The 24,751-nt window shown below is 71.6% G+C and carries 23 protein-coding genes; 8 read left to right on the top strand and 15 right to left on the bottom strand.

Annotated features, from left to right (window positions below; translation table 11 throughout):
• Positions 1–764: 764 nt before the first annotated feature.
• Both FLX08_RS27655 and FLX08_RS27650 read right to left on the bottom strand, forming a co-directional pair.
• Positions 765–1,052: a hypothetical protein gene (locus FLX08_RS27655; RefSeq protein ID WP_244312923.1), complete on the bottom strand. Its 288-nt coding sequence runs from the start codon at positions 1,050–1,052 to the stop codon at positions 765–767.
• A gap of 24 nt (positions 1,053–1,076) precedes the next feature.
• A complete protein-coding gene (locus tag FLX08_RS27650; RefSeq protein WP_142622921.1) occupies positions 1,077–2,123 on the bottom strand; it encodes an NAD-dependent epimerase/dehydratase family protein in 1,047 nt (348 codons plus the stop codon).
• 186 nt (positions 2,124–2,309) lie between these two features.
• On the opposite strand from FLX08_RS27650, the gene mads6 reads away from it, so the two are divergent.
• From mads6 to FLX08_RS27630, 4 genes are all read left to right on the top strand, one after another.
• Complete coding sequence (gene mads6, locus FLX08_RS27645; RefSeq protein WP_142622919.1) at positions 2,310–3,713, top strand: methylation-associated defense system protein kinase MAD6; 1,404 nt, start codon at positions 2,310–2,312, stop codon at positions 3,711–3,713.
• Positions 3,714–3,791: 78 nt separating this feature from the next.
• Positions 3,792–4,433: a response regulator transcription factor gene (locus FLX08_RS27640; protein WP_142622917.1), complete on the top strand. Its 642-nt coding sequence runs from the start codon at positions 3,792–3,794 to the stop codon at positions 4,431–4,433.
• Positions 4,434–4,627: 194 nt separating this feature from the next.
• Positions 4,628–5,035, top strand: a complete 408-nt coding sequence (locus FLX08_RS27635) for a pyridoxamine 5'-phosphate oxidase family protein (RefSeq protein WP_142622915.1) — start codon at positions 4,628–4,630, stop codon at positions 5,033–5,035.
• Positions 5,036–5,046: 11 nt separating this feature from the next.
• On the top strand, positions 5,047–5,673 hold the full coding sequence (locus FLX08_RS27630; RefSeq protein WP_142622913.1) for a nucleoside/nucleotide kinase family protein: 627 nt from the start codon (positions 5,047–5,049) through the stop codon (positions 5,671–5,673).
• 1 nt (position 5,674) lies between these two features.
• Here the strand turns inward: FLX08_RS27630 and FLX08_RS27625 are convergent, their stop codons facing one another.
• Complete coding sequence (locus FLX08_RS27625; RefSeq protein WP_244312922.1) at positions 5,675–7,822, bottom strand: MMPL family transporter; 2,148 nt, start codon at positions 7,820–7,822, stop codon at positions 5,675–5,677.
• 11 nt (positions 7,823–7,833) lie between these two features.
• A complete protein-coding gene (locus FLX08_RS43480; RefSeq protein ID WP_208761695.1) occupies positions 7,834–8,082 on the bottom strand; it encodes a multicopper oxidase domain-containing protein in 249 nt (82 codons plus the stop codon).
• Between the two features lie 434 nt (positions 8,083–8,516).
• On the opposite strand from FLX08_RS43480, the gene FLX08_RS27615 reads away from it, so the two are divergent.
• On the top strand, positions 8,517–8,675 hold the full coding sequence (locus FLX08_RS27615; RefSeq protein ID WP_208761694.1) for a hypothetical protein: 159 nt from the start codon (positions 8,517–8,519) through the stop codon (positions 8,673–8,675).
• A gap of 97 nt (positions 8,676–8,772) precedes the next feature.
• Here the strand turns inward: FLX08_RS27615 and FLX08_RS27610 are convergent, their stop codons facing one another.
• From FLX08_RS27610 to FLX08_RS27600, 3 genes are read right to left on the bottom strand one after another with little or no spacing between them, the layout of a single operon-like run.
• On the bottom strand, positions 8,773–10,200 hold the full coding sequence (locus FLX08_RS27610) for a dihydrolipoyl dehydrogenase family protein (protein ID WP_208761693.1): 1,428 nt from the start codon (positions 10,198–10,200) through the stop codon (positions 8,773–8,775).
• A 13-nt stretch (positions 10,201–10,213) separates the two neighbouring features.
• Positions 10,214–10,894: a response regulator gene (locus FLX08_RS27605; protein WP_142622907.1), complete on the bottom strand. Its 681-nt coding sequence runs from the start codon at positions 10,892–10,894 to the stop codon at positions 10,214–10,216.
• Positions 10,891–12,171 carry a sensor histidine kinase gene (locus FLX08_RS27600; protein ID WP_142622905.1) on the bottom strand — a complete coding sequence of 427 codons (1,281 nt, stop codon included), beginning with the start codon at positions 12,169–12,171 and terminating at the stop codon, positions 10,891–10,893. The genes FLX08_RS27605 and FLX08_RS27600 overlap by 4 nt, the downstream gene beginning before the upstream one ends.
• 131 nt (positions 12,172–12,302) lie before the next feature.
• Between FLX08_RS27600 and FLX08_RS27595 the strand changes: the two genes are divergently transcribed.
• Both FLX08_RS27595 and FLX08_RS27590 read left to right on the top strand, forming a co-directional pair.
• Positions 12,303–13,187, top strand: coding sequence for an ABC transporter ATP-binding protein (locus FLX08_RS27595; protein ID WP_142622903.1), 885 nt, complete (start codon positions 12,303–12,305; stop codon positions 13,185–13,187).
• The gene (locus tag FLX08_RS27590) at positions 13,184–13,966 is read left to right on the top strand and encodes an ABC transporter permease (protein WP_142622901.1); all 783 of its coding nucleotides are present in this window, start codon (positions 13,184–13,186) and stop codon (positions 13,964–13,966) included. Before FLX08_RS27595 ends, FLX08_RS27590 begins: the two co-directional genes overlap by 4 nt.
• A 3-nt stretch (positions 13,967–13,969) precedes the next feature.
• Here the strand turns inward: FLX08_RS27590 and FLX08_RS40865 are convergent, their stop codons facing one another.
• On the bottom strand, positions 13,970–14,935 hold the full coding sequence (locus FLX08_RS40865; protein WP_167530595.1) for a hypothetical protein: 966 nt from the start codon (positions 14,933–14,935) through the stop codon (positions 13,970–13,972).
• 235 nt (positions 14,936–15,170) lie between these two features.
• Between FLX08_RS40865 and FLX08_RS27580 the strand changes: the two genes are divergently transcribed.
• Complete coding sequence (locus FLX08_RS27580) at positions 15,171–15,887, top strand: maleylpyruvate isomerase family mycothiol-dependent enzyme (protein ID WP_142622899.1); 717 nt, start codon at positions 15,171–15,173, stop codon at positions 15,885–15,887.
• Between the two features lie 535 nt (positions 15,888–16,422).
• Here the strand turns inward: FLX08_RS27580 and FLX08_RS27575 are convergent.
• The 7 genes from FLX08_RS27575 to FLX08_RS27545 form a co-directional block, all read right to left on the bottom strand.
• Positions 16,423–17,208: a CPBP family intramembrane glutamic endopeptidase gene (locus tag FLX08_RS27575; protein ID WP_142622897.1), complete on the bottom strand. Its 786-nt coding sequence runs from the start codon at positions 17,206–17,208 to the stop codon at positions 16,423–16,425.
• A 39-nt stretch (positions 17,209–17,247) separates the two neighbouring features.
• The gene (locus FLX08_RS27570; protein ID WP_142622895.1) at positions 17,248–18,303 is read right to left on the bottom strand and encodes a polysaccharide deacetylase family protein; all 1,056 of its coding nucleotides are present in this window, start codon (positions 18,301–18,303) and stop codon (positions 17,248–17,250) included.
• Between the two features lie 97 nt (positions 18,304–18,400).
• Positions 18,401–19,507, bottom strand: a complete 1,107-nt coding sequence (gene manA / locus FLX08_RS27565; protein ID WP_142622893.1) for a mannose-6-phosphate isomerase, class I — start codon at positions 19,505–19,507, stop codon at positions 18,401–18,403.
• A gap of 34 nt (positions 19,508–19,541) precedes the next feature.
• Complete coding sequence (locus FLX08_RS27560; RefSeq protein WP_142622891.1) at positions 19,542–21,989, bottom strand: glycoside hydrolase family 2 protein; 2,448 nt, start codon at positions 21,987–21,989, stop codon at positions 19,542–19,544.
• Positions 21,986–22,966, bottom strand: a complete 981-nt coding sequence (locus FLX08_RS27555) for an ABC transporter ATP-binding protein (protein ID WP_142622889.1) — start codon at positions 22,964–22,966, stop codon at positions 21,986–21,988. The genes FLX08_RS27560 and FLX08_RS27555 overlap by 4 nt, the downstream gene beginning before the upstream one ends.
• The gene (locus tag FLX08_RS27550) at positions 22,967–23,911 is read right to left on the bottom strand and encodes an ABC transporter ATP-binding protein (RefSeq protein ID WP_142622887.1); all 945 of its coding nucleotides are present in this window, start codon (positions 23,909–23,911) and stop codon (positions 22,967–22,969) included.
• A gap of 1 nt (position 23,912) precedes the next feature.
• On the bottom strand, positions 23,913–24,751 hold an 839-nt coding region (locus FLX08_RS27545; protein WP_142622885.1), incomplete at its 5' end, for an ABC transporter permease.

Below are 24,751 nucleotides of genomic sequence, written 5' to 3'. Positions count from 1 at the left end.
GCCCCGGGTTGGCCCTGGTTATCGTCCCGATCCCGTAAACCGGGCCGTCACGACTCTCCAGCCGCCTTAACCTGGGTCCGCGACCACCTCCTCATGGCTGCTGGACGGCTACCTGAGGAATGCCCATGACGCGGCGGCAACCGCGATCAGGGCGCAGAGGCGGATGGTCCGGGGTGTGCTGTCAACCACGTCCCGGACCGCTCTGGCCACCTCGCCGATCCACGAGCCGAACTCCGGGTCGTGAATCCGCCCTTCGTGACGGCGTCCCCCGCTCCCGCGGGGCCTGATAGCAGTCATCGGGGCCCCCTCCCCATATGCGCCGGCCGAGACCGAAGTCTCGGACCTGTCGATCGGCCCGATCAGGAATCCGTTTCCATCCGGTCGACGCGCGCCATGGGCGGAATCCCCGCCGCTGTCGCGCCGCCGACCCGGTAGGAGGGATTCCGGACCTTTCCCTGATGTTCACAGGTGACCCACCGTGCACGCAACGAATACGAGCGGCATTCGGGGTTCCGTACGAAGAGTGACGATCAGATCACAGCTTGCGATAGCTTTTGATCCTGATTTGTCCGGCGGTGCGAAGTTCACTGTCCGATTTATCCGCCGCGCTTTCCGGAATTTTGGGTCAGCGCGCGACACGCCGTCATTTGTCTCAGAGGACGGCATCAGACGGGAAGGCCGGGACCACTCTCAGACGGGGGATGTCCGAGACGATGTTACCGAACGTGACGCCTCCGTCACGCATCACCAGGCGGGTGGCGGCCTCAGCCGCCGAGGTCGCGTACGGCGTTCTCCAGGCACCGCGTGAGCGCCTCCACCCGTTCCTCCGTCACCGGTTCGTCGCCCTGGGCCTCGGGCAGGTCCGCGCGGCGCACCACCACGAGCTTGCGATGCTTCTCGTCGATCTCGTCGAGCGGCATCACCCGGCACTCGCCGCGGACGAACACCAGCGCGACGTCCGGGTCGGCCGACTCCAGCAGCCGCCGTACACAGTCGGGGTCGAGCAGCGCCATCGCGCCTCCCTCGCCGTCGCCTATCAGGGCCGCTCTCACGGCCGTTTCCAGGTGGGCCTGTATCTATGGCCGGGTGCCCACGCCCGTCGTGACCTCCCTGACCCGCTCCCGGCCCGAGTCGGGCGCGAGCGGCGGGGTCTCCATGCCCGCACCGCGCCGCATTCCCTCGATCGCCGCGCGCAGGGCGTCCACCGCGCTGTGCCGGGGCCGCCAGCCCAGCTCCTCGCGGGCTCGGGTGGTGTCCATGACCGGGATCTGGAGGACCATCTCCACCATGCCGGGCGAGGCCGGGATCAGCCGCAGGTGCCAGCCGGCCGACACCGCCGTGCGCACCACCGCGGCCGGGACCGACACACGCCGCGCGCCGAGCAGGTCCGCCAGCACGGCCGGGTCGATCACCGGGCCGGCGGCGAGGTTGAACGCGCCCCGCACGTCGCGAGTGAGCGCCAGCCGGAACGCCTCGCCGGCGTCCTCGGAGTGGAGCGCCTGGAACCGCAGGCGCGGCATGTCCGGCACGAACGGGATCCGCTCCCGCCGCAACAGCCGCTGCGGCAGGAACGGCCCGGCGAACAGCCGGCGCTGCTCGGTCCCGGCCTCCTCCTTGAAGATGAACCCCGGGCGCATCCGCACCACGCGGATGTCCGGGTGGTCGCGCTCGAAGATGTCGAGCACGCGCTCGATGTAGGCCTTCTCCCGCCCGTACGCGGCGTTCGGCCAGCCGTGGGTGGGCCACGACTCGTCGACGGGCGGGTCCTTCGGCCCGGGCGAGTACGCACCCACGGACGACGAGTGGACGAGGACGGAGACCCCGGCCCGGACGGCGGCGTCGAAGACGCGCATGCCGCCGAGCACGTTGGAGTTCCAGGTCGTGACCGGGTCGTGCGTGGGCTGGAACAGCCAGGCCAGGTGCACGACCGCGTCGGCGCCCGCGAAGATCGGATCGAGGTCGTCCCTGAAGATGTCGGCCGTACGCCACTCGGTCTTGGCCGGCTGCCAGTCCGGCTTCCGCCTGGCCACGCCGACGACGGAGGTCACGGCGGGCTCGGACTCCAGGGTGGCGAGCAGGCTCGTGCCGACGTTCCCGCTTGCCCCAATCACGACAACTCGCATGAAATACACCGTTTCCCGGCACAGCCGCCACAAACCGCGATGGCCGCCATCCCCGACCAGAGCGGGCCCGAAGATGGGGCTCCAGATTTCCCCTGGGACAATGCGGGGGAATCAGTGGTGGCGCGGGAATACCGCTACCTAGGAGGATTAAGTTCTCAATCTGGTCAGAGAGGCGGAGCGGCAGAGATGGCTCATATCGTCGGTGGCGGACGCCCCGTCAATGACGCCGAGCGAAGGGTCATCGCGCACCTGCGGGACAACGCCCCTGACGACTGGCTGCTCCTGCACAACATCGAGATCCCGCGCGGAGCCGACCTGTTCGAGGTGGACGTGGTCGTGCTCACCGGCCACTCCCTCGTGGTGATCGACGTGAAGGGGGCCCGGGGCCGGTTCGAGGTGTCGGGCACCCGGTGGTTCCCCCAGCACCGGGAGGCGTTCGGCTCGCCGGTGGCCAAGCTGCGCGGCACCGCGCGGGCGCTGAAGGGCCTGCTGATCGAGGAGCACCGCGAGCTGGAGCGGTTGTACGTCGACAACGTGGTGGTGCTGACCGCGCCCGGAGCCGTCCTCGTCGACCCCACCGGCCGGGACGCCCGGCACGTCACCACGATCGCCGGGCTCATCCCCATGCTCAGTGACGTGTCCCGGGTGCGGCACGGGTGCAGCCGCGACGCCGAGCCGTACCGCACCGCGATCCTGGAGGCGCTGAACGGCACCGTGCGCCGCTCGACCGCGCCCCCGCGCTTCGGCAACTGGGAGGTGGAGGAGCAGCTCGGCGGCGACAGCCGGGTCACCGAGTATCGCGCCGTCAACGCGACCGCCCCGACCAGCGGGACCGTGCTGCTGCGGGTCTATCGCGCCGACCCGATGGCCGAGCAGCGGCGGCGGGTGGCCGAGCAGCGCCGGATCGCCAACGCCTACCAGTCGCTCGCCAAGATCCCGCCGCATCCCTGCGTCGTACGCTCACGGGACTTCTTCGCCATCGACGACGAGAGCCGGTTCGTGCTCGTGCTCGACGACGTCCACGGGCAGGCCCTGCACCTGCATCTCACCGGGCGCAAGCTGGGCATCGACGCCAAGCTCACCGTGATGGAGGACATGCTGGACGGCCTCGCCCACGTCCACGCCAACAATGTCATCCACAGGGCGCTGACCCCCGCCTGCGTGCTCGTCACCGACGACGGCAACGGGATGCTGACCGGCTTCGACTACGCCAAGCCCGGCCCGCGCAAGCACACCGTGGCCAACGAGCTGCCCAACATCCTCGACGTCCACTACGTCGCCCCCGAGTGCCGGGCCCGCCCGGACCGGATGACCCCGGCCGCCGACGTCTACTCGGCCGGGGTGATCGCCTTCCAGCTCCTCACCGGCGAGCTGCCCGCCCCCGGCATGGACGCCGAGCCGGACGCCGGAGGCGTCGCCCCCGAGGTCATGGACCTCGTACGGCGGATGCGCGATCCCACACCGGCCAAGCGGCCCGACGCGGCCACGGCCCTCGCGGAGCTGCGGGTGGCCCGCGACGCCCAGCCCCGGCGGCGCGCGCCGTTCGGCGGCAGGATCAGGAGCGCCCTGCGCCGCCTGTCCCGCCACTGAGGTCCGGCATGAGACGAGGCCGACACGCGGGACCTTCGGCACTTCTCCGGCGGCCCGAGGAAGGCTAGCGTCCAGGTCATGATTCGGGTGTTCCTGGTGGACGACCACGAGGTCGTACGGCGTGGGGTGGCGGCGTTGCTGGACGCCGAGGACGACATCGAGGTCGTCGGCGAGGCGGGCACGGCCGAGTCGGCCGTGGCCCGCATCCCCGCGCTGAAGCCGGATGTGGCGGTGCTCGACGTGCGCCTGCCCGACGGCAGCGGGGTGGACGTCTGCCGTGAGGTGCGCTCGAAGGTGCCCGGCCTGGCCTGCCTGATGCTGACCTCCTTCGCCGACGACGAGGCGTTGTTCAACGCGGTCATGGCCGGGGCGGCCGGTTATGTGCTCAAGCAGATCCACGGCTCCGACCTGGTGGGCGCGGTGCGCACGGTGGCCGGCGGGCAGTCGCTGCTCGACCCGCAGACCACGGCCGCGATGCTGCACCGGCTGCGCGACCAGGCCGCGAAGAAGGATCCGCTGGCCGCGCTGTCGGACCAGGAGCGGCAGATCCTGGAGCTGATCGGCGAGGGCCTGACCAACCGCCAGATCGGCGAGCGGATGTTCCTGGCCGAGAAGACGGTCAAGAACTACGTGTCCAACCTGCTGAGCAAGCTCGACATGCAGCGCCGCACCCAGGCCGCCGCGCTCGCCGCCCGCCTCAAGGCCGGGCGGGACGGCTGAGCCGGGCCGATCGACGCCGCGCCCATCGACACCGCGCCCATCGACACCGCGCCCATGGACACCGGGCCGATCGACACCGCGCCCACGGACACCGGGCCCATCGACACCGCGCCCACGGACACCGGGCCGATCGACGTGGACAACGGGACCTTCGTCCCTAACCCGGCGACGGCCGATCGCGCAGGCTTGCAGACATGAAGCTCGACTCGGCCGGCCTGGAGATCCTCAGCGGAGGGCAGTGCCTCGACCTGCTGGCCTCCGTCCCCATCGGGAGGATCGTCTTCACCGATCGCGCCCTCCCCGCCGTCCAGCCGGTCAACTTCTGCCTGCTCGACGGGAACATCGTCATCCGCACCGCCCCCGGGTCCAAGCTCGCCGCCGCGGCGCGCAACGCCGTCGTGGCCTTCGAGGCCGACGACTTCGACCCGACATTCCGTACGGGCTGGTCGGTGACCGCGGTCGGGCACGCCCGCGCGGTCTCCGACCCGGAGGAGATCGCCCGCCTGTCGGCGCTGCCGCTCACACCGTGGGTGCCCGGAAGCCGCGACCACTTCATCGTGGTCGCCCCCGAGCAGATCTCCGGCCGCCGGCTGAACGGGTAGATGATGGGCACGTGCGTGCCCGTCCCGTCTCCCCGTCCCTGCTCGTGGAGGAACTCGCCGACCTGATCGCCGACCGGCCGCGCGACGCGTGGGTGCGGGTCGCCGTGGACGGCGCTCCCGCCGCCGGGCCGGGGCGGCTGGCCGACGACCTGGTGGAGCCGCTGCGCCTGCGCGGCAGGGAGGTCCTGCGGGTGCCCGCGGCCGGGTTCCTGCGCCCGGCCTCGCTGCGGCTGGAGTTCGGCCGGACCGACCCCGACGTGTTCCACGACGAGTGGCTCGACGTGGGCGGCCTCGTCCGCGAGGTGCTCGGGCCGCTGGAGCCGGGCCGTACGGGCCGGGTGCTGCCCTCGCTGTGGGACAGCGAGCGCGACCGGGCCACCCGTGCCGGCTACGTGACGCTGAAGCCGGGCGGGGTGGTGCTGATCGACGGCGCGCTGCTGCTCGGGCGCGGCCTGCCGTTCGACGTGACCGTCCATCTGTCCCTGTCGGCCGCCGCGCTGGCCCGCCGCACACCGCCGGAGGAGCGGTGGACGCTGCCCGCCTACGAGCGGTACGAGCGCGAGACCGGGCCGCTGCGAGCCGCCGACGTGGCCGTCCGCGTCGAGGACCCGCGCCACCCCGCCCTGGTGATCCGATGACTCAGACCCTGACCTCCTCCCCGACCTCGGCGGATGGTGCGGGGGCCGGCTTCGGTGCCCGGCGTCCGGGCATCCACCAGTTGGCCTTGCCGCACAGTTCCATCACCGCGGGGACGAGGACCAGCCGGATGACGGTGGCGTCGATCAGCACGGCCACGGCCATGCCGAGACCGCCCTGCTTCACCGCGACGTCGGAGCCGAGCAGGGATGTCGTGAAAACGGCGATCATGATGGCGGCCGCGGCCGTGATGACCTTGGCGGTCCGCGCCATTCCGCGGGCGACGGCCGTCCGGGTGTCACCGGTGCGTTCGTACTCCTCGCGCACCCGCGAGATCAGGAAGACCTCGTAGTCCATGGACAGGCCGAACAGGACCGGGAAGATCATCATGGGCACCCACGTCGTGATCGGCATGGTCGTGGGGAAACCGAGGGCCGAGCCCAGCCATCCCCACTGGACGACCGCGACGAGCACGCCGTAGGCGGCGCCGATCGACAGCAGATTCATGACAGCGGCCTGCACCGCGATCGTGACCGACCGGACCAGCGCGATCAACAGCACCAGGGACACCGCGACGACGACCGCGATCATCAGGGGCAGGCGCGAGCCGACGTCGTCGGCTGTGTCGATCGTCGCGGCGTTCGGACCGCCGACGTAGACCCCCTTGCCGCCGGGCGCCGTGGGCAGCACGTCGTCGCGGAGCCGGTGCACCAGGTCCGCGGTCGCCTCGTCCTGATAGCCGGTCGTGGGGAAGGCCATGAAGATCGCGGCCTGCCCGTCATCGCTGACCTGAGGAGGCATGGCGTAGGCGATGCCCTCGGTCGCGCCGACCGCTGCGACGAGGGGACGCAGATCGGCCTGGCCGGATCCGGCCTCGGTGGCGAAGATCAGGGGTGCGCCGTAGCCGGGGCCGAAGCCCTCGGAGAGGATCTCGTACGAGAGGTAGCTGCTCCTGTCGCGGGGCTGGACACTGGCGTCGGGGTTGCTCAGCCGCATCGACAGGGTGGGAGCGGCCAGCACCACCAGGACCGCGCCGGCCAGAGCGGCGGAGACCAGCGGCCTGCGCTGCACCACACCGGCCCAGCGCTCGGCGAGGGTACGGCGCTCCCGGGACGTGCGGCGGGGCAGGCGCAGCGCGTTGATCTTGTAGCCGGTGAAGCCCAGGAACGCCGGCAGCAGAGTCACCGCGGCGATCATCGTCACCAGCACGATCACCGACGTGGCGACGGCCACTCCGGTCATCAGCCGCTGTCCCATGACGAACAGGCCCATCAGCGCGATCACGACGGTCGTGCCGGCGAACAGCACCGCGTGACCGGCGGTGGTGATGGCCTTGACCGTGGCGCTTTCGGGGTCGTCGCCGTCCTGCAGGCCGTCCTTGTAGCGGGTCACGATGAACAGTGCGTAGTCGATGCCGACGCCGAGCCCCACCATCGCGGCGATGATGACGGTGAAATCCGGCGCGGGGACCAGATAGCCGACCAGCTTCATCAGGGCGATTCCGGCGGTGATCGCCAGCAGCGCGGTCACGATCGGCAAGCCCATCGCCACCAGCGACCCGAAGGCGACGAACAGGATCACCGCTGCGGCCAGGATGCCCACGCTCTCCGCCGAGCCCTGCGGAGGTGTCTCGGCCTTCTCCGCCTGAGTCCCGCCCAGCGCCAGCGTCACGCCGTCGCCGGAGGCGTTCCTGACCATGTCCACCAAGGGCTTGACCTCGGTCTTGTCCACCTCCTTCCGGGTCAGCGGGATGGTCGTGCGGGCGATGCGGCGATCCGCGGTCACCAGGCTCTTGTCCTGGTAGGGCGAGGTCACCGGTCCCACGACCGGTGCGGCCGTCAGATCGGCGAGTGTCTTCTCGATCCTCTGACGGGCGGCGGGATCGTCGATTCCCCGCTCTGCCCTGATGGCGAGAGTCAGCGTGTCTCCCTGCCGCTCGGGGAAGTGCTTCTCGATCAGCGCCTGCGCCTTGGCGGAGTCGGAGTTCCCGCCCGAGAAGTCGTTCTCGGGGGCGGCACCATAGCCGAAACCGGCGAACGCCACGGCGATCACGCCGACGATCCAGGTCAGGACGACCAGGCGGCGCCGGCGATAACAGAACCGGGCCAGTCTCGCCAGAGCTCCGTCGGTGCGGGGAATCTCGATCGACACCAGGTTTCTCCTCACGTCGTTGGGCCATGGCCCGGGCCGGCGCCGTGCGAGCCGCCGGACGGCGTCGTGACCCCGTCGTCGCGGAGGCGCAGCATCATGCCCTGATGCGCATGGGGGAGGTTGTGGCAGTGATTCATCCAGATCCCGCGGTTCCCGCCGCGGAACGCGACTTCCCGTGTCTCACTCGGGCGGACGTCGAATGTGTCCACCCACAGCGGGCTGCCCGTCGCCGGCGTCCCGTCCCTGGACAGGATCAACACGACATGGCCGCCCCCGCCTCGCGGCGAGCAGTCGTGGTGCGGTGGTCCAGGACGATCAGCAGTGTGGTGCTCATGAAGCCGGTCGCACGGGGGCGCCCGGCCTGGCCATTTGCCGTGCCTGCCGGGCCTACCGGGCCTACCGGGCCTACCGGGCCTACCGGGCGATCGTCATGGCCCCCGCCATGATGGAGAGACCGCCGACTGCGTGCAGACCGAAGACGAATCTACGCATGGCGCGCTCCTCCAGGTCGGGGGAGGGTGACCGTTCATGGCGGCAATCGTCGCGCCGGTGAAGCCGCCCTGGCCTCTGACAGCGGACGGCGGCGTCTACGCAATCGGACGTAGAGGATTCATGTCTCGCTACGCCGTCGGCGTAGCGGGTCGCGCGTCCGGGGCGGAGCCGTGTCCGGGCACGCGAACAGTACGGTCACGGCATGGAACACCGTGCCGCGTCGTTTCCCCTGCGTGTGATGGCACACGACGTGGTGCTCGCGCTCTTCGTCACCGTCATGCAGGTGCAGGGCACGCTCATTCGCGGCGCCGAGCTGTCCCTCAGCCCGGCCACCGCCCGCACCCATGTCAGCCCGCGATGACGAAGCCGGGTGCGCGTGACCGCGCGCGACTGGTCGTCATGGCCTACCAGACAGGACTGGTCAGCTTCGACGGGTGACCGCTCGACGGACCACGACGCTAGAGCCCGTACGCCTCCAGGAGGCGCAGCCACACCTCGCTGACCGTCGGGTACGCAGGGACGGCGTGCCACAGGTCGTCGAGGGGCACCTCGGCCGTGACCGCGATCGTCGCGGCGTGCAGCAGTTCGGCCGCTCCCGGAGCCACGAAGGTCACGCCGAGCAGCACCCGGCGGCGCTCGTCGACCACCGCCTTGGCCTTGCCCCGGTAGCCGTCTCCGAGCAGGTAGCCACCGGCCACCTGCTCCATGTCATACTCCACGACCCGCACGTCGAAGCCCTCGGCGCGGGCCTGCGCCTCCGTGCGGCCCACCGCGCACACCTGCGGATCGGTGAAGATCACCTGCGGCGCCCCGGCGTGGTCCGCGCGGTCGCGCATGCCGGGCCGGTCGTCCGCCTCGCCCCGGGCCCGGGCGACGATCACGTCGGCGGCCGCCCGCGCCTGGTATTTGCCCATGTGCGTGAGGAGCGCGCGGCCGTTGACGTCCCCGACCGCGTAGAGCCAGCCGTCCGCCACGCCGGTGGCCCGCATGCTGTCGTCCACCTCGACCGGGCGGGACTCCGGCAGCCCGACCGTGGCCAGGCCGAGGTCGTCGGTGGCGGACCGGCGACCCGCGGCCACCAGGATCTCGTCGGCCGTGATCGTCCCCCCGCTCGCGAGCCGCACCGTGACCTCGCCGCCCGGCTCCGGCCGCTCGACCTTCTCCGCGCTCTCGTGCCTGCGGATGTCGACCCCCTGGTCCGCCAGCGATCGCGCGACCATCTCCCCGGCGAAGGGCTCCATCCTCGTGAGCAGGTCGCCGCCCCGGACGAGCATCGTGACCTCGCGGGTGCCGAGCCCGCGCATGGCCTGGGCCATCTCGCACGCGACCACGCCGCCGCCGATCACCACGAGCCGCTCGGGTATCGCGCGCACGCCGGTCGCCTCGCGGTTCGTCCACGGCTGGGCGGCGGCCAGGCCGGCGACAGGCGGGATCACCGAACGGCTCCCGGTGGCCAGCATGACGGCGTGGTCCGCGACGAGCGTGCGGGTGCCGCCGTCGGCCGTTGTTACCTCGACCCGTCGGGGACCGGCGAGCCGTCCCGTGCCGCGTACGAGAGTCACTCCCGCCGATTCGAGCCACCCGGCCTGGCCCGTGTCGTCGTAGTGCGAGACGACGGCGTCACGCCGGGCCAGCACCGCGGCGGCGTCGATCGGACCGCCCTCGTCAGGACCGGCCAGCCGCAGCCCCGTGACCCGGCCCACCTCGCCCGCGAGGTCCACCGGCCGCAGGAGTGCCTTGCTCGGCATGCAGGCCCAGTAGGAGCACTCCCCTCCCGCCAGCTCGCTCTCCACGATGGCGGTGCTCAGGCCGGCCGCCGCGATTCGTCCCGCCGCGACCTCGCCCGCCGGACCGGCGCCTATCACGATCACATCGAAGCTCTCCACGTGCTCCACCCTGTCACGGGCGCGTCCGCGACGTGGAGACGAGCCCCCCTTCGTAAGCGGCGATGACCAGCTGGGCCCGGTCGCGCGCGCCGAGCTTCGCGAGCAGGTGACCGATGTGGGTCTTCACCGTGGCCGTGCTCACATGCAGGTTCGCGGCGATCTCCAGGTTGGACAGCCCGCGCGCCACCAGCGTGAGCACCTCACGCTCCCGCACGGTGAGGCCGTCGAGCGAAGGGCTTGATCGAGGCCGGTCCGCGACCGTCCGGGCGAATTCGGCAATGAGCCGCCGCGTGACGCTCGGCGCGAGCAGCCCCTCGCCCGCGGCGATGACCCGGATCGCCGCCAGCAGGTCGGCCGGCGGCGTGTTCTTCAGCAGGAACCCGCTCGCCCCCGCCCGCAGCCCCGCGTAGACGTACTCGTCGAGGTCGAACGTGGTGAGGATCAGCACCCTGGCGCCGGAAGGCTCGGCACAGATGCGCCGGGTCGCCTCGATGCCGTCCATGCCGGGCATCCGCACGTCCATCAGCACGACGTCGGGACGCTCGATGCGGACCAGCTCGACGGCCCGTGCCCCGGTGCCCGCCTCGCCGACCGCGACCAGCCCCGGCGTGCTGTCGACCAGCAGGCGCAGGCTGCCGCGCAGCAGTTCCTGGTCGTCGGCGAGCAGCACCCGGATCGGCTCGGGCTCGGTCACGTCCCCTCCCCCTCCCGCGGCAGCCGGGCGAGCACGCGGAACCCGCCGCCCGGCATCGGACCGGCCGTGAAGTCCCCGCCGTACGCCGCGACGCGCTCGCGCATGCCGATCAGGCCGTGCCCCATCCCGTGTCCCAACCCGTGTCCCGACCCGTGTCCCATCCCATGCCTGCCTCCATGCCCGGGCACGCCCGCGGGCAGGACCCTCCGGCCCGGGCCGTCGTCGGTCACCTCGATCCGCACCTGGTCTCCCTCGTCGTGCACCAGCACCCGGCACGCCGCCGGGGCCGCGTGCCTGACCACGTTGGTGACGGCCTCCTGGACGATCCGGTGCACCGCCAGCTCCAGGGCCGGGGACAGCCGGTCCGTCACCCGCACGTCCAGATCGACGCGTACACCCGCCGCTGCGGCACGCTCGGCGATGTCCGGCAAGCCCGCGAGGCCCGGCGCGGGAGACAGCGCGTCGGGAGTCGTGCCGGGGGTTGTGCTGGGCGTGGTGCCGGGGGTTGTGCTCGGCGTGGTGCTGGGCGTGGTGCTGGGTGTGGTCCGCAGCACGCCGAGCATGTGCCGCATCTCCGTCAGCGCCTGCCTGCTCGTGGCCTCGATGACGCGCAGCGCCTCCAGCGCCTCCTCCGGCCGCCGGTCCGCCACGTGCACCGCGACCCCGGCCTTGACCCCGATGAGGCTGAGCGTGTGGGAGACCACGTCGTGCATCTCCCTGGCGATGCGCAGCCGCTCCTCGGTGACGGCGCGCTCGGCGGCCTCGTCGGCCCGGCGCGCGGCGTACGCCCGGCGCTCCCGCACGGCCCGGCCGATCGTCCACGCGCCGCCCAGCGCGAGCGAGCCGAGCACGACCGTCTCCACGATCCGCCTGACCTCCGGCTCGGCCGCCACGCCGCCGAACGCCGCCAGCAGCAGCGCTCCGACGGTCAGCACGCCGATCGCCGCCGTCGGCTCCCACCGGCGCCGCCGCATGCCGAGCGCGACCGGATAGAGCGCGTACGCCGCGGCGGCCAGCGGTTCGCGCACGACGCCGAGCGTCATGGCCGCCACGGACGCGACCGCGACGAGACAGAAGACCGGCAGCGGCCACCGCCGCCTGACCGCGAGCGGCAGCGTCATCGCGGCGACCAGGGCCAGGGCCGCCGGGTGACGCACGTCCGGGGACTGCACGACCAGCACGAACGCGTACCCCAGTGCGGCCAGCACGTCGAGCGCGACCAGCTCGCGGGGGCGCAGCGGCCGGGGGAACAACGGCCGCACGTCCGGATCGTCCACGCGCCCACGCTAGCCATACGCGCGCACGCGCGCCTCCTGCCCCGGTCTGTCATCCCACGGTCTGAGGCGCGGCCGGCGGATCGCACCTCGCTCCGACGCGGAGAGCGGGCCGTCCGCGAGACCGTCGGGACATGATCGAAGTCAGAGAGCTGACCAAGCGTTTCGGACGCACGGTCGCCGTGGACGGGCTGACGTTCCACGTGAAACCAGGCCGCGTGACCGGGTTCCTCGGGCCCAACGGCGCGGGCAAGTCCACGACCATGCGGGTCGTCCTCGGCCTGGACCGCCCGTCGAGCGGCGAGGCGCTGGTCGGCGGCCGCCGCTACGACCGGATGCGCCACCCGATGCGGGAGGTGGGCGCGCTCCTGGACGCGGGCGCCGTCCAGGGCGGGCGTACGCCCCTCGCCCACCTGAGCTGGATGGCCCGCGCCAACCGCATCGGCCGCGACCGGGTCGTGTCCATGATCGAACAGGTGGGCCTGGCCGGGGTGGCCCGCAAGCGCGTCGCCGGCTTCTCGCTCGGCATGCGCCAGCGCCTCGGGATCGCCGCCGCGCTCCTCGGCGACCCCGCGGTGCTGCTGCTCGACGAGCCGGTCAACGGCCTCGATCCGGACGGCGTGCGCTGGATCCGCGAACTGCTCCGCGGCCTCGCCGCCGAAGGCCGCACGGTGCTCCTGTCGAGCCACCTGATGAGCGAGATGGAGCTCACCGCCGACCATCTCGTCATCATCGGCCGTGGGCGGCTCATCGCGGACACCCCGATGCGGGAGCTGACCGCCGTGCGGGACGTCCTCGTCCGCAGCAGCCGGGCCGACGACCTCGCCGCCGCGCTGTCGGCCGCGGGCGGGACGGTCGCCGCCGAGGACGGCGGGGGCCTGTCGGTGCGCGGCCTCGATCCGAAGGAGATCGGCGAACTCGCCGCCCGGCACGCGATCCCCCTCCACGAGGTCACCCCGCGCGGCGCCTCGCTGGAGGAGACCTACATGCGGCTCACGGGTGGGGGTGCGGGCCGATGATCGACGCCCTCGCCGCCGAATGGCTCAAGCTCCGCACCCTCCGGTCCACCTGCGTCGTCCTCGGCGTGATCGGCGTCGTCGTCGCTCTCATGGCCCTGCTGGCGTGGTACGCCGTCCGCCTGTGGGAGGGCCTGCCGCCCGGTCAGCGGGATCGCCTGGAGGTGTCGTCGCTGCCCGAGCTCGCCAACTGGCTCGCCTCTCTGTCCCTGGCCGTGCTGGGCGTCCTCGCCTGCTCCGGCGAGTACGCCACGGGCATGATCCGCACCACGTTCACCGTGCTGCCGTCGCGCGGGCGGGTGCTCGCCGCCAAGGCGGGCGTCGTCGCGGTCGTCGCCTTCTGCACGGGGCTCGCGGCCGTGCTCGCGACGTGGGCCGCCGGGCGGCTCATCATCGGGGACCGGGTCATCCGGGGGCAGTCGGCCGAGGCGCTGAGCCGGCAGATGCCGCTCTTCCTCGCGCTGAGCCTGTCCGTCGCGATGTTCGCGCTGCTCGGCCTGTGCCTGGCCGTGATCACCCGGTCGGCCGTCGCCGCCATTGCCGCGCTCGTGGCGGTCTGGTATGTGCTCCCGATCATCGTCAACAACGTCCCGGCGCCCTGGAACGAGCGCATCGGCTCGGTCCTCCCCGGCGCCCTGGCGGGCCAGCTGGCCGGCACCGGCAACCCCCAATCACTCGGCGGCGAGCTCCTGTCGCCGCTCGCCGCGCTCGCGGTGATGGTCGCCTGGGTGGCGGTGCCGTACGCACTGGCCGCCGTCCTGCTGGCCCGCAGGGACGCCTGACGCTCAGCTCGCGGCCAGCGGCGCGCAGACCCCGGTGGCCGGCTTCGCGGTCGTGGTGGCCGGCGCGGTGGCCGTGGTGGCCGGTGCGGTGGTCGCGGTGGCCGGTGCGGTGGTCGTGGTGGTCGGCTTCGCGGTCGTGCCCGCGTTCGCGTCCGGCGCCAGGGAGACCGTGGCCGTGAGCGACAGGCTCAGGGGCAAGGAGAGGAGACCGGGCGAGCAGGCGGGCGCGCACCTCGTGGGCGTGACAGCGGGCTGCGCGACCGGCTTCACGGCGGGCGTGACAGCGGGCTTCACGGCAGGCGCGGCATCGGGCTTGGCGACCGGCTTGGCGACGACTGCCGGGGCCGCAGCGGGCTGCGCGACCGGCTGTGCGTCCGCCTCGACGGGCGTCGTCGTCATTGTCGTCGTAGTCGTCATGGGCGTCGGCGTCGCCGTGAATGTCGGCGTGCTGATCGGCCGGAGCGCGGGGTGGTGCTTGGTCTCCTCCTTCCCGTCTACGGCGATGTCCACGTCGTGCTCGTCCGTCTGCGGGGAGACCGTCGTCTTGGTGTCCCCCTCCTCGCCGTCGACGTTGATCTCGACCGCCCTCGGCACGTTCTCCAGCGCGTCGAACTGGTTCTGACCGGTGTACTGCACGTCGGAGACGCTGTCGTTCTGCCAGTTGTACGGCAGCGCGGTCGCGCCCGTCGTGTCCTTCTGGTACGGGACGAGGACCAGCGTGAGGTCACGCATCAGGAACTGGTGCTGCCGCTGCTGCTCCCGCAGCCGCTGATTCTGCCGGTGCTTGTTCTTCTGGCGGTTGCCCTTGCCCCGGGAGTGCGGATGGCCCAACCGGACGAGGCTGTGCTGCGCGGACATCGAGGCGGCCTCCGCCGGGGCCACGAGGAGAGGAGCACTCGCGATCACGGCGCCACCGGCGAGAACGGCGCCGATCGTGAGGACCCCGGCGACGCTCGTGCTTTTTGCCATTTCGTTTTCCCCCTAGAACAATCAGAGCACGACCAGCGTGCTTACCGATCTCGGGGTTTCCGCGCAGATCACCGGACAAACGACCTAAGACCCGGTCTTTCCCTTCCCCTGCGCATTGTTGAGGCCACTGCAGGTTTAAATGTCCGCCTTATGCGAGAAATGTCCTGACACCGCCTGATACGCCTGCCGTACCGGCGCGAAGTGAGGGTGCGGCGGGTCAGGGTACGGCACAGGCATGACCTCTGCGCGGGACGAACTGGCGGGGCTCGACCCCTTCGACATCTTCGACACCGAGGCGGCGCGGCTCGACCGCTTCTTCTCGTCCCTCGACGAGGACGGCTGGAACCGCCCCTCGCGGTGCGACGGCTGGACCGTGCGCGACGTGCTGGCCCACCTGGCCGGCGAGGAGTTGTACAACCACGCGTGCCTGGACGACGACATCGACGGGTTCTACGAGCTGCTCGACCGCGAGGGCGTCGGCGGCGGCTTCGACGGCTTCAACGAGTGGTGCGTGCGCAAGCGGCGCGGCCTGCCGGTGGAGCAGGTGCTCGACGAGTGGCGGACCAAGAACGGGGAGACGCGACGGCGGATGCGCGCCCTCGGCCGCGACGGCATACTGCACACGTCGGCCGGCCCCTACCCGGCCGGCCTCCAGGCCTTCCACTACGACTCGGAGTACGCCACGCACGCCGACGACGTCGGGGCTCCGGTGTCGCCCCACGAGGCCGCCGAACGCCTTGACTGGCGGGTCCGGGTGGGCATGTTCGCGCTGGAGGAGCAGGGGGCGCCGGTCAGGGTCGAACGCGCCTGCGGCCGCGTGGAGGTGCAGTTGGACGACGACCTGACCGCCGACCTTCTCCCCGAGGAGTTCGTCGAGGCGACGGTCGGCCGGCTGCCCGCCGGGCATCCCCTGGACGCCCGGCTCCGTAGCGCACTGCGCTGCCTCGCCTGAGCCCGGTGTCCGAACGCGAAGACGCCGGGCGCCCCTGCGGGCACCCGGCGTGCTCAACACTCATAACGGATCGGACCGTGCCCTCGGCACCGGCGGTAATAAGTCGCCCGTGGCCCGCCTCGGCGAGACCACCCCCCGCGACCCGGTGTCCCCGGAAGCGGGCCGTACGGGCAGGGCCGTGCGCACGGGCACGGCGGTCGTGGTGACGGGCGCGGCGCGGCGCGGGCTCGCGGCTCCACCCCTCACCGGGCACCGGTACCGAAGGCCTGCCGGACGTTCGCGGCCCGGCGGCCGGGTGGGACCCCCGGGCCGGCGGGCGACGGCGGCGCGACGGCGCGACGGATGGCGCGCCGGATATGGAATGCGTATCGATAAACGCCTCATGCGAATTCCCCGAATGAAAATGCGGCCAGGACAGGCCGGTTTTGCCCGGGGGGATCCAGACGTGCGGCGGCCCGTCAACGATGCACCGGTAACAGGCCCAAATCAATCAGGCGCGCCGGAGAGAACGCATTCCGCCCGATTAGACGGGAGATCAGGGCAGCCAGGAAACACGGCCGCGCAGCACGCCGTACCCGACGAAGGCGACCACGTCGATCAGCGTGTGCGCGATGATCAGCGGCATCGTCCGCCCCCAGCGCTGATAGAGCCGGCCGAAGACCACGCCCATCGCGATGTTGCCGAGAAAGCCGCCGAAGCCCTGGTAGAGGTGGTAGGAGCCGCGCAGGACGGCCGACGCCCCCACCGCGCGCCACGGCGACCAGCCGCGCTGCCGCAACCGGTGCAGCAGATAACCGGCGACCAGCACCTCCTCCAGCACGCCGTTCTGGGCGGCCTCGGCGACCAGCACCGGAATCCGCCACCAGTAGTCCGGCAGGCTGTCGGGCACGACGTTCAGGTTGAACCCGGACCGGAAGGCGAACAGGTAGAACAGCAGCCCGCTGCCGCCGATCACCGCCGCGAGCGCGGCGCCGCGCACCGTGTCGCGGCCCGGCTCGCGCCAGTCGGCCCCGATAGTGCGCACGGACTCGCCCGATCGGGCCAGCAGGTAGGCGACGAGCCCCACCGGCGCCACGTTCACCGCGATCCCCGCGAGGTGCAGCGACAGGTCCAGCCACGGGCGGCCCGGGGCCAGCGAGCCGACGAGCACCGCGTGCTGGTCGCCCAGGTCCTTCGGCGCGGTCAGTGCGCCGATGAGGCGGATGAGCGACAGCAGGGCGCTGGCGCCGAGCGAGACCGCGAAGACCGCGATGATCTCCGGGCCGATCAGCCGCGGCGTGAGCCCCCGCAGGGCGGTCTCGTCGGCGATGGCGTCGTCCATGCTGGCAGGGTAGCCGCCCCCGCATGGTCATCCGTCCCGTCAGTAGGGCAGCGCGCGCGACGTGAACGACGGCGCGACGAAGGCCGCCTTGAACTTCGGGAAGGCGACCGTGTTGGGGTTGCCGTCCGAGGTGTAGCGGTCGGTGGGGTTCGCCTTGAGCCAGTCGAGCCACGCCATCGAGCAGAACTTCTTGCAGTCGCCGACCTTCTCCTTCGACCTGATCCGCGGGATGCCGAGGGGGTCGAAGTCCTTGGTGAACGGCGACGGCGACGGCGTGTAGCCCGCGAGGAATACGCCCTTGTAGTCGTAGCGGGTGCCGCCGGCCGCCCCCTGCAGCGCCCACTTCTTCTCGTGCGGCTGGTTGCCGTACGGCAGGGCGAGCGTGACCACCGGAGCCTTGACCAGCGAGGTGATCAGCGACTGGCCGGACGCGACCTGCTTCTCCACCTCGGCCTTCGGCTTGCCGAGCAGGTTGAGGTGGTCGCGGGTGTGGTTGCCGATGTCGAAGTTGTGGTCCTTGAGCCACTGCAGGACCTGCATCTGTTCTTCCTGGCGGGCCTTGCCGAACAGGTCCTTGATCACATACATGGTCGCCACCGGCCGGAAGCCCGGGTGCTTCTTCGCGACGTCCATCAGGATGCCGATCGCGCAGTCCGGCGTCGGATTGCCCATGCCGTCGAGCGTGAGCTGCGAGGGCGAGGAGTCGTCGAAGGTCAGCACCACCGGGTGCTTGCCCGCCGGGATGTCCATCTTCCCGGTGACGTACTCGGCCGCCGTGACCGGCACGTAGTCATCCGCCGCGAGCCGCTCCAGCTCGTCGCGGAAGTCCTTCGGGCTGCGGTCGTCGCCCGGTGGCGGGTTCTTGACGATCCGGTGATACATGATCACCGGGACCTGCCCCAGCTCGTTGGCCTTCACCTGAGCGGCGGCGGCCGTCTCGGACTTGCGCAGCGCCGCCCCGGCCGCCGCGTTCTTCTGCTGGTGGCCGGCCGGGCTCGCCTGTGTGACCTGCTTGCCCCCGCCGCCCGCGCAGGCGGAGAGCGCGACCGCCCCCAACGACGCCGCGGCGATACCGGCAACCCTGAAGCGCCCCATGGATCCCCCTCGTCGGGCCGCGCTTGACGATGAGGGGCTCCTACCCGCGGCGTGCGTTCACATCACGCCGCGTAGGACAAACATCACGCTAAGTCAGTCACAGGTGAGGTTCGGCGCAGAAGGCGACGCCGTCCCCGCCGATCTCGACGGGGCCCTCCGACGCGGCAGTGAACACCGACTCGCCCGGCCGCAGCTTGACCTCCGCGTCGGCCGTGCCCACGTTCACGACGCCTTCCGTGCACACCACGATCCTCGGCAGGCCCCCCGGGAGCGCCCCGTTCGCGCCGGGCGCGATCCTGCGGAGCAGGAACTCCGGCACCGGCGGCACGTACGCGCCCCCGACCGGCTCCACCTGGAGCGGCTGCGCCGCGGCGTCGGTGATCCGCAGCAGCTCCTCCACGTCGATGCGCTTGCCGGTCAGGCCCGCCCGCAGCACGTTGTCGGAGCAGGCCATGATCTCCACGCCGAAGCCGTCGAGATAGCAGTGCAGCACCCCGGCCCCGAGGAACAGCGCCTCGCCGGGGGCCAGCGTGTGACGGTGCATCAGCAGCGGCGCCAGCACGGCCGGGTCTTCCGGGTAGCGCCGGGCCAGCCGCACCACCAGCGCGTAGTCGGGCGTGTGGACGGCGGAGGCCGCCCACACCACCGACTCGACCAGCTCTCGCCTGGAGCCCTGCCACTCCAGCAGCACCCGCAGCGCGCCGAGCACGTCACCGCCGCGCAGCGCCGCGACCACCGGCCGCAGCGCGTCCACGTGCAGCCGCTCGACCAGCATCGCCGACTGCTCGGGCGGCCGGAAGCCGGCCAGCCCGGTGAACGGCGTGAGCGCGCAGATCAGCTCCGGCTTGTGCCAGGGGTCGGTGTAGTTCGCGTCCCCCCGGGCGTGGCCGTCTGCGGCCTGCCCGGCGTCCGGGTGGACCTGCAGCGACAGCGGCGCGTCCACCGCGATCAGCTTCATCAGGTAGGGCAGCCGCTCACCGAACCGGCCGGCGACCGCCGCGCCGAGTGTCCCCGCCGGGTCGGCCGCGACCGCGTCGGCGAGCGTGGTCTCGGCCCCGTCCCTGGTCAGCCGGGAGGGCGCGGCCGGGTGCGCGCCCAGCCACATCTCGGCCTCCGGCCCGGAGGCGGGCCGCCCGGTCAGCTCGGCGATGGCCGTGCGGGAGCCCCAGGGGTAGTCCTTTATGGGGTTGGTGAGCAGGTCCACGTGCGTCCTTCGGGCGTCAAGGGGGATTCCGAGACTAACGGGATTCGTTGACGCAGCGGAGCACCGGGTGACGGACGAGCGCGCCGGGGTCCACCTCCCCGCCGGTGACGTGGAAGACCGCGGTCTCCCCCGGCAGCAGCGTGACGAGCTGGTCGTCCACGGTCGCACGGGGGTCGAGCCGGTCGGGGAAGAGCGCCAGCTCCCGCACGATCGTCCGCGCGGTCACCCGCACCCGCAGCCCGCCCTCGATCTCCTCGACCACCGTGTCCATCTCCGCCGGCGGATAGTCCATGGCCTGGTCCTCGCCCGGGAAGCGCAGGGCGCGTACGTCGCCGAGGGCGGCCACCAGCACCTCGCCCGACGGATCGCCGGGCCGTGCGACCCCCTCGGGTATGGGCAGCTCGGGCAGCTCCACGGACGCCGTGCCGCGCGCCGGGACCGACACGTCGAACCGCTCCTTGGCCAGGATCTCCCCCGCCAGCGTGAGCCGCTCGACGGCGAGCTCACCCGACCACGGCTCGTCGGTGTCGTTGACGACCGCCAGCGCGTCGCCCTGGAAGGTCAGCAACCGGTCGGCGTACACGCGGCGCAGCGCGTACCACAGCGGCTTGCGCCGTCCGCCGCCGTCCACCGCGGCCCAGGACGTCACCGGCCAGCAGTCGTTGAGCTGCCACACGATCGTGCCCATGCAGTGGGGCGCGAGCGCCCGGAACCGCTCGATGCCGAACGCCATCGCCCTGGCCTGGTTGAGCTGCGTGTAGTAGTGCCAGTCGTCGAACCCGTCCGGCTGGGGCAGGTGCTCGCCGAGGCCGCGCAGCAGCTTGAGGTTGCCGTCGACGGCCTTCTGGTGGTGGGTCACGCCCGGGGAGACCGGCGTCAGCGGGTCGTCGGACACCGCCGCGCGCAGCGTCGCGTACGTCGGCGGGCCCTGGAAGCCGAACTCGGCCACGAACCTCGGCGTGTAGGCCGCGTAGTGCGTGTAGTCCTGGTGGTTCCAGACCGTCCAGATGTGCACCGTGCCCTTGGACGGGTCGTTCGGCGGCAGGCCGGGGGCACCGGAGTAGGGGCTGCCCGGCCAGTAGGGCCGGCTCGGGTCGAGCTCGGCGACGACCCGGGGCAGCAGGTCGTAGTAGAAGCCGCCGCCCCAGCTGCGGCCCTCCAGCTTCTCCTGCCAGCCCCAGTCGGCGTGGCCCTCGATGTTCTCGTTGTTGCCGCACCACAGCACGAGACTGGGGTGGCGGGTCAGGCGGGCGACGTGCTCGCGGGCCTCGGCCTCGACCTCCGCCGCGAAGCGGCCCTCCTCCGGGTAGGCCGCGCAGGCGAACGGGAAGTCCTGCCAGACCAGCAGGCCCATCTCGTCGGCGAGGTCGTAGAAGTCCTCGCTCTCGTACATGCCGCCGCCCCAGACCCGCAGGCAGTTGGCGCCCGCGGCGGCCGCCTGGGCGAACCGCTCGGCGAGACGCTCCCGCGTGATCCGGCTGGGGAAGCAGTCGTCGGGGATCCAGTTGAAGCCCTTGACGAAGACCGGCCTGCCGTTGATCACGAAGGTGAAGGCGTCGTCGGTGCGGTCGAGCTCGACCGACCGGAATCCGATCCGGCCCGTCCACTCCTGGTCCTCCAGCCGGACGGTCAGGTCGTACAGCGGCTGCTCGCCGTACCCGCGCGGCCACCACAGGTCGGGGTCCGGCACGGTCAGCGTGACGACGGCGCGGCGCTGCCCGGCGGCGAGCGTCACCGTCTCGGTCACGCCCGCCCCTCTTCCGGCCACCGACGCGGTGAGCGTGAGCGGCCCCTCGGCGGCGCGCTCGACCGCCACGTGCACCTCGACAGTGCCGTCCGCGGCGGCGAAGGGGCGCACCTCGGCGATCCTGGCGGTGCTCCAGGTCTCGATGCCGATGGGCCGCCAGATCCCGGCGGTGACGACCGTCGGCCCCCAGTCCCAGCCGAAGTTGCAGGCCATCTTCCTGATGAACTGGTACGGCTCGGCGTACGCGCCGGGGCGGTCGCCGAGGGCCGCCTTCTGCGCCTCCGCATACCCGTACGGCGGCTCGAACAGGATCTTGAGCGTGTTCTCGCCCACGTTCAGCAGGTGCCGTACTGGAAAGCGGTACGAGCGGTGCATGTTGGCCGTGGTGCCGATCTCGACGCCGTTGAGCACGAGCGTGGCGGCCGTGTCGAGTCCCTCGCAGACGAGGTCGGCCCGGTCGTCGTCGGTGCCGTCGCCGGTGCCGTCGTAGGTCCCGTCCCCCGCTGATCCCCACGTGAAGGTGGTCTCGTACGACCATGCCGTGCGCCCGATCCAGGTCAGCCGGTTCTCGTTGTCGTCCAGGTACGGATCCTCGATCAGCCCGGCGGCGAGGAGGTCGGTGTGGACGCAACCGGGAACGGCCGCGGGCAGTCCCGCGACCACCGGCCGGAGCTGCCCGGTCGACGACACGGCGGTGACGGTCCACCCGTCGTGCAGCGGACGGTGAGAGCTCACGCTTTCTCCTTAATCTTCTTCTCCTCGATCCCCGGCCCCGTGCAGCCGGAGCAGGCCACGAAGTGGTCGTCTTCCACGTCGCCTTCGACCTGGGCCAGCCCGGGACGGGTCCGGCGCTCCTGCGGCGCCGCGTGGTAGGCGCACGGCACGTCCTCGGCCATGTCCTCAGCCATGTCCTCGGCCATGTCCTCAGGCACGACGTCCGTCCACTTGGCGTGCAGCCGCGGGACCGAGGCCAGCAGCGAGCGCGTGTAGGGATGCGCCGGGCTGCCGAAGACCAGGTCCGTCCGGCCCATCTCCACGATCTTCCCGTGCCGCAGCACGACGGTCCTGTCGCTGACGTAGTTGCCGAGCGACAGGTCGTGCGTGACGAACAGGATGGCGAGGCCGCGCGCCCGCAGGTCGGCCAGCAGGTTGAGCACGTCGATGCGGGTCGACGCGTCGAGCATGCTGATGATCTCGTCGGCGACCAGCAGGCGGATGTCGAGGAGCACGGCCCTGGCGATCAGCATGCGCTGGAGCTGGCCGCCGCTGAGCTGGTGGGGATACTTGCCGAGGACGTTGCCGGGGTCGAGCCGCACGCTCTCCAGCGCGCCCTCCACGCGCTTGCGCCACTCGTCCGCGCCGACCCGGGGGAAGTACTGCTCCTTGATCATCGCGAAGACGCGGTCGGCCCGGAAGACGGGGTTGTAGCAGCTGAAGGGGTCCTGGAAGACGCCCTGCACCTGCCGGTAGTACTCCTTGCGGTCCTTGATCGAGGTGATGTCCCTGCCGTCCAGGGTGATCGTGCCGGAGCTGACGGAGGCGAGGCGCAGGATCATCCGGCCGAGCGTGCTCTTGCCGCTGCCGCTCTCGCCGATGAGCGAGACCACCTCCCCCTCGCCGACCTCGAAGCTGACGTCGGAGACGGCCTTCATCGCGCCTCCGCCGAAGGCGCCGACGCGGTAGACCTTGGAGACGCTATCGAGTTTCAGCATTCACTCGGCCTTCCAGCAGGCGACGAAGTGGCCGGGGGCCACCTCGGCGAACGGCGGCTGCTCGGCGCACTGGTCGAACGCGAGCGGGCAGCGGTCCCTGAACCGGCATCCCCCGGGCGGCTTGAGCAGGGACGGCGGGTTGCCGGGGATCCCCGCCAGCCGCCGGTCCTCGTAGCGCACCCCCACCTCGGGCAGCGCGGAGATGAGCTGCCGGGTGTACGGATGCTTCGGCGCGGTGACGAGCACGCCGGCCGGGGCCTTCTCGGCCAGCCGCCCGGCGTACATCACCATGATCGTGTCGGCGATCTGGTAGACGAGCGAGATGTCGTGGGTGACCACCATCATGCTCGTGACCAGGCCGCGGTCGCGGAACCCGAGCAGCGTCGTGGCCACGGCCTTCTGGCTCGACACGTCGAGCGCCGAGGTGACCTCGTCGGCGATCAGCAGCGAGGGGTTCAGCAGCGTCGAGACGACCATGACGACCCGCTGCTTCATGCCGCCGGACAGCTCTATCGGATAGCGGTCGAGCACGTCCTTCGACAGCCCCACCAGTTCGAGCCGCCGCTCCAGCTCGGCCCGCTCCAGCCGCTCGCCGCGCGCCTCCAGAAGCTCGCCGACCATCCTGCCGATCTTCCTGGTCGGGTTGAGCGCGCTCATCGAATACTGCGGGATGAGCGACACCTTCCGGAAGCGGAACTCGTCCATCGCGTCGTCGTCCGACAGCGGCATCGCCGTGCCGTCCAGCTCCACCGTGCCGCCGACGTGCCGCATGCGGCCGTCCAGCCGGATCAGGCTCTTGGCGAGCGTGGACTTGCCCGATCCGGACTCCCCGGCCAGGCCCATGATCTCGCCGTCGGCGACGGAGAACGTGACGCCGTCGAGCGCCTTCACCTCGCCGCGCAGCGTCCGGTAGTAGACCCGGAGGTCGGTGACATTCAGCGCCACGTCACATCTCCCTCAGCTTCGGGTTGAACACCTCGTCCAGCCCGACGTTCATGACGTAGAGCGCACCGACGATCGCCGTGATGCCGGCGCCCGGAGGGATGAACCACCACCACAGGCCGAGCTGGAGCGCGCTCCACCGTGCGGCGTTGTTGAGCATCAGGCCGAGTGAGACCCCCTCGGTGGGCCCGAGGCCGATGAAGTCGAGCGACGCGGCGATCAGGATCGCGCTGCCGAACAGCAGGATGAACGTCAGGAACAGGTAGGAGCTCATGTTGGGCGCGATCTCCCGGAGGATGATCTTCGGGGTGCGCACGCCGCTCAGCCGGGCGAGGTCGACGAAGTCGCGCGAGCGCAGCGAGAACGTCTGCGCCCTGATCGCCCGCGCGGCCCACGGCCACGAGGTCAGCCCGATGAACAGCGCCTGCACGCCGATGCTGCGCACGCCCAGGTAGGCGTTGACGATCAGCAGCACCACCAGCGCGGGCAGCACGAGCACGATGTTGGTGAGCATGTTGAGCAGCTCGTCGACCCATCCGCCGCGGTAGCCCGCGACGAACCCCACGACCATGCCGACGACCGCCGCCAGCACGCCGCCGAGCACGCCCACGAGGAACGTCGAACGCAGGCCGTACACGAACTGGGCGAAGACGTCCTGGCCGAACGTCGTGGTGCCGAACCAGAACTCCGCGGACGGCGGCGTCATCGGCGGCCCGACGTACTCGTTCGGCCCGTGGCCGAACAGCGGCGGCCCGGCCAGGCCGGCCACGAGGAACACGAGGATGATGATCGTGCCGACGACCAGCTTGCGGTTGCGCAGCGCGAAGTGCAGCGCCTCGTTTC

The sequence above is a fragment of the Microbispora hainanensis genome, from assembly GCF_006874475.1.
Lineage (GTDB): Bacteria > Actinomycetota > Actinomycetes > Streptosporangiales > Streptosporangiaceae > Microbispora > Microbispora hainanensis.
The sequence above is the reverse complement of the archived record's forward strand: the minus strand, read 5'-3'. Positions and strand labels throughout refer to the sequence as shown.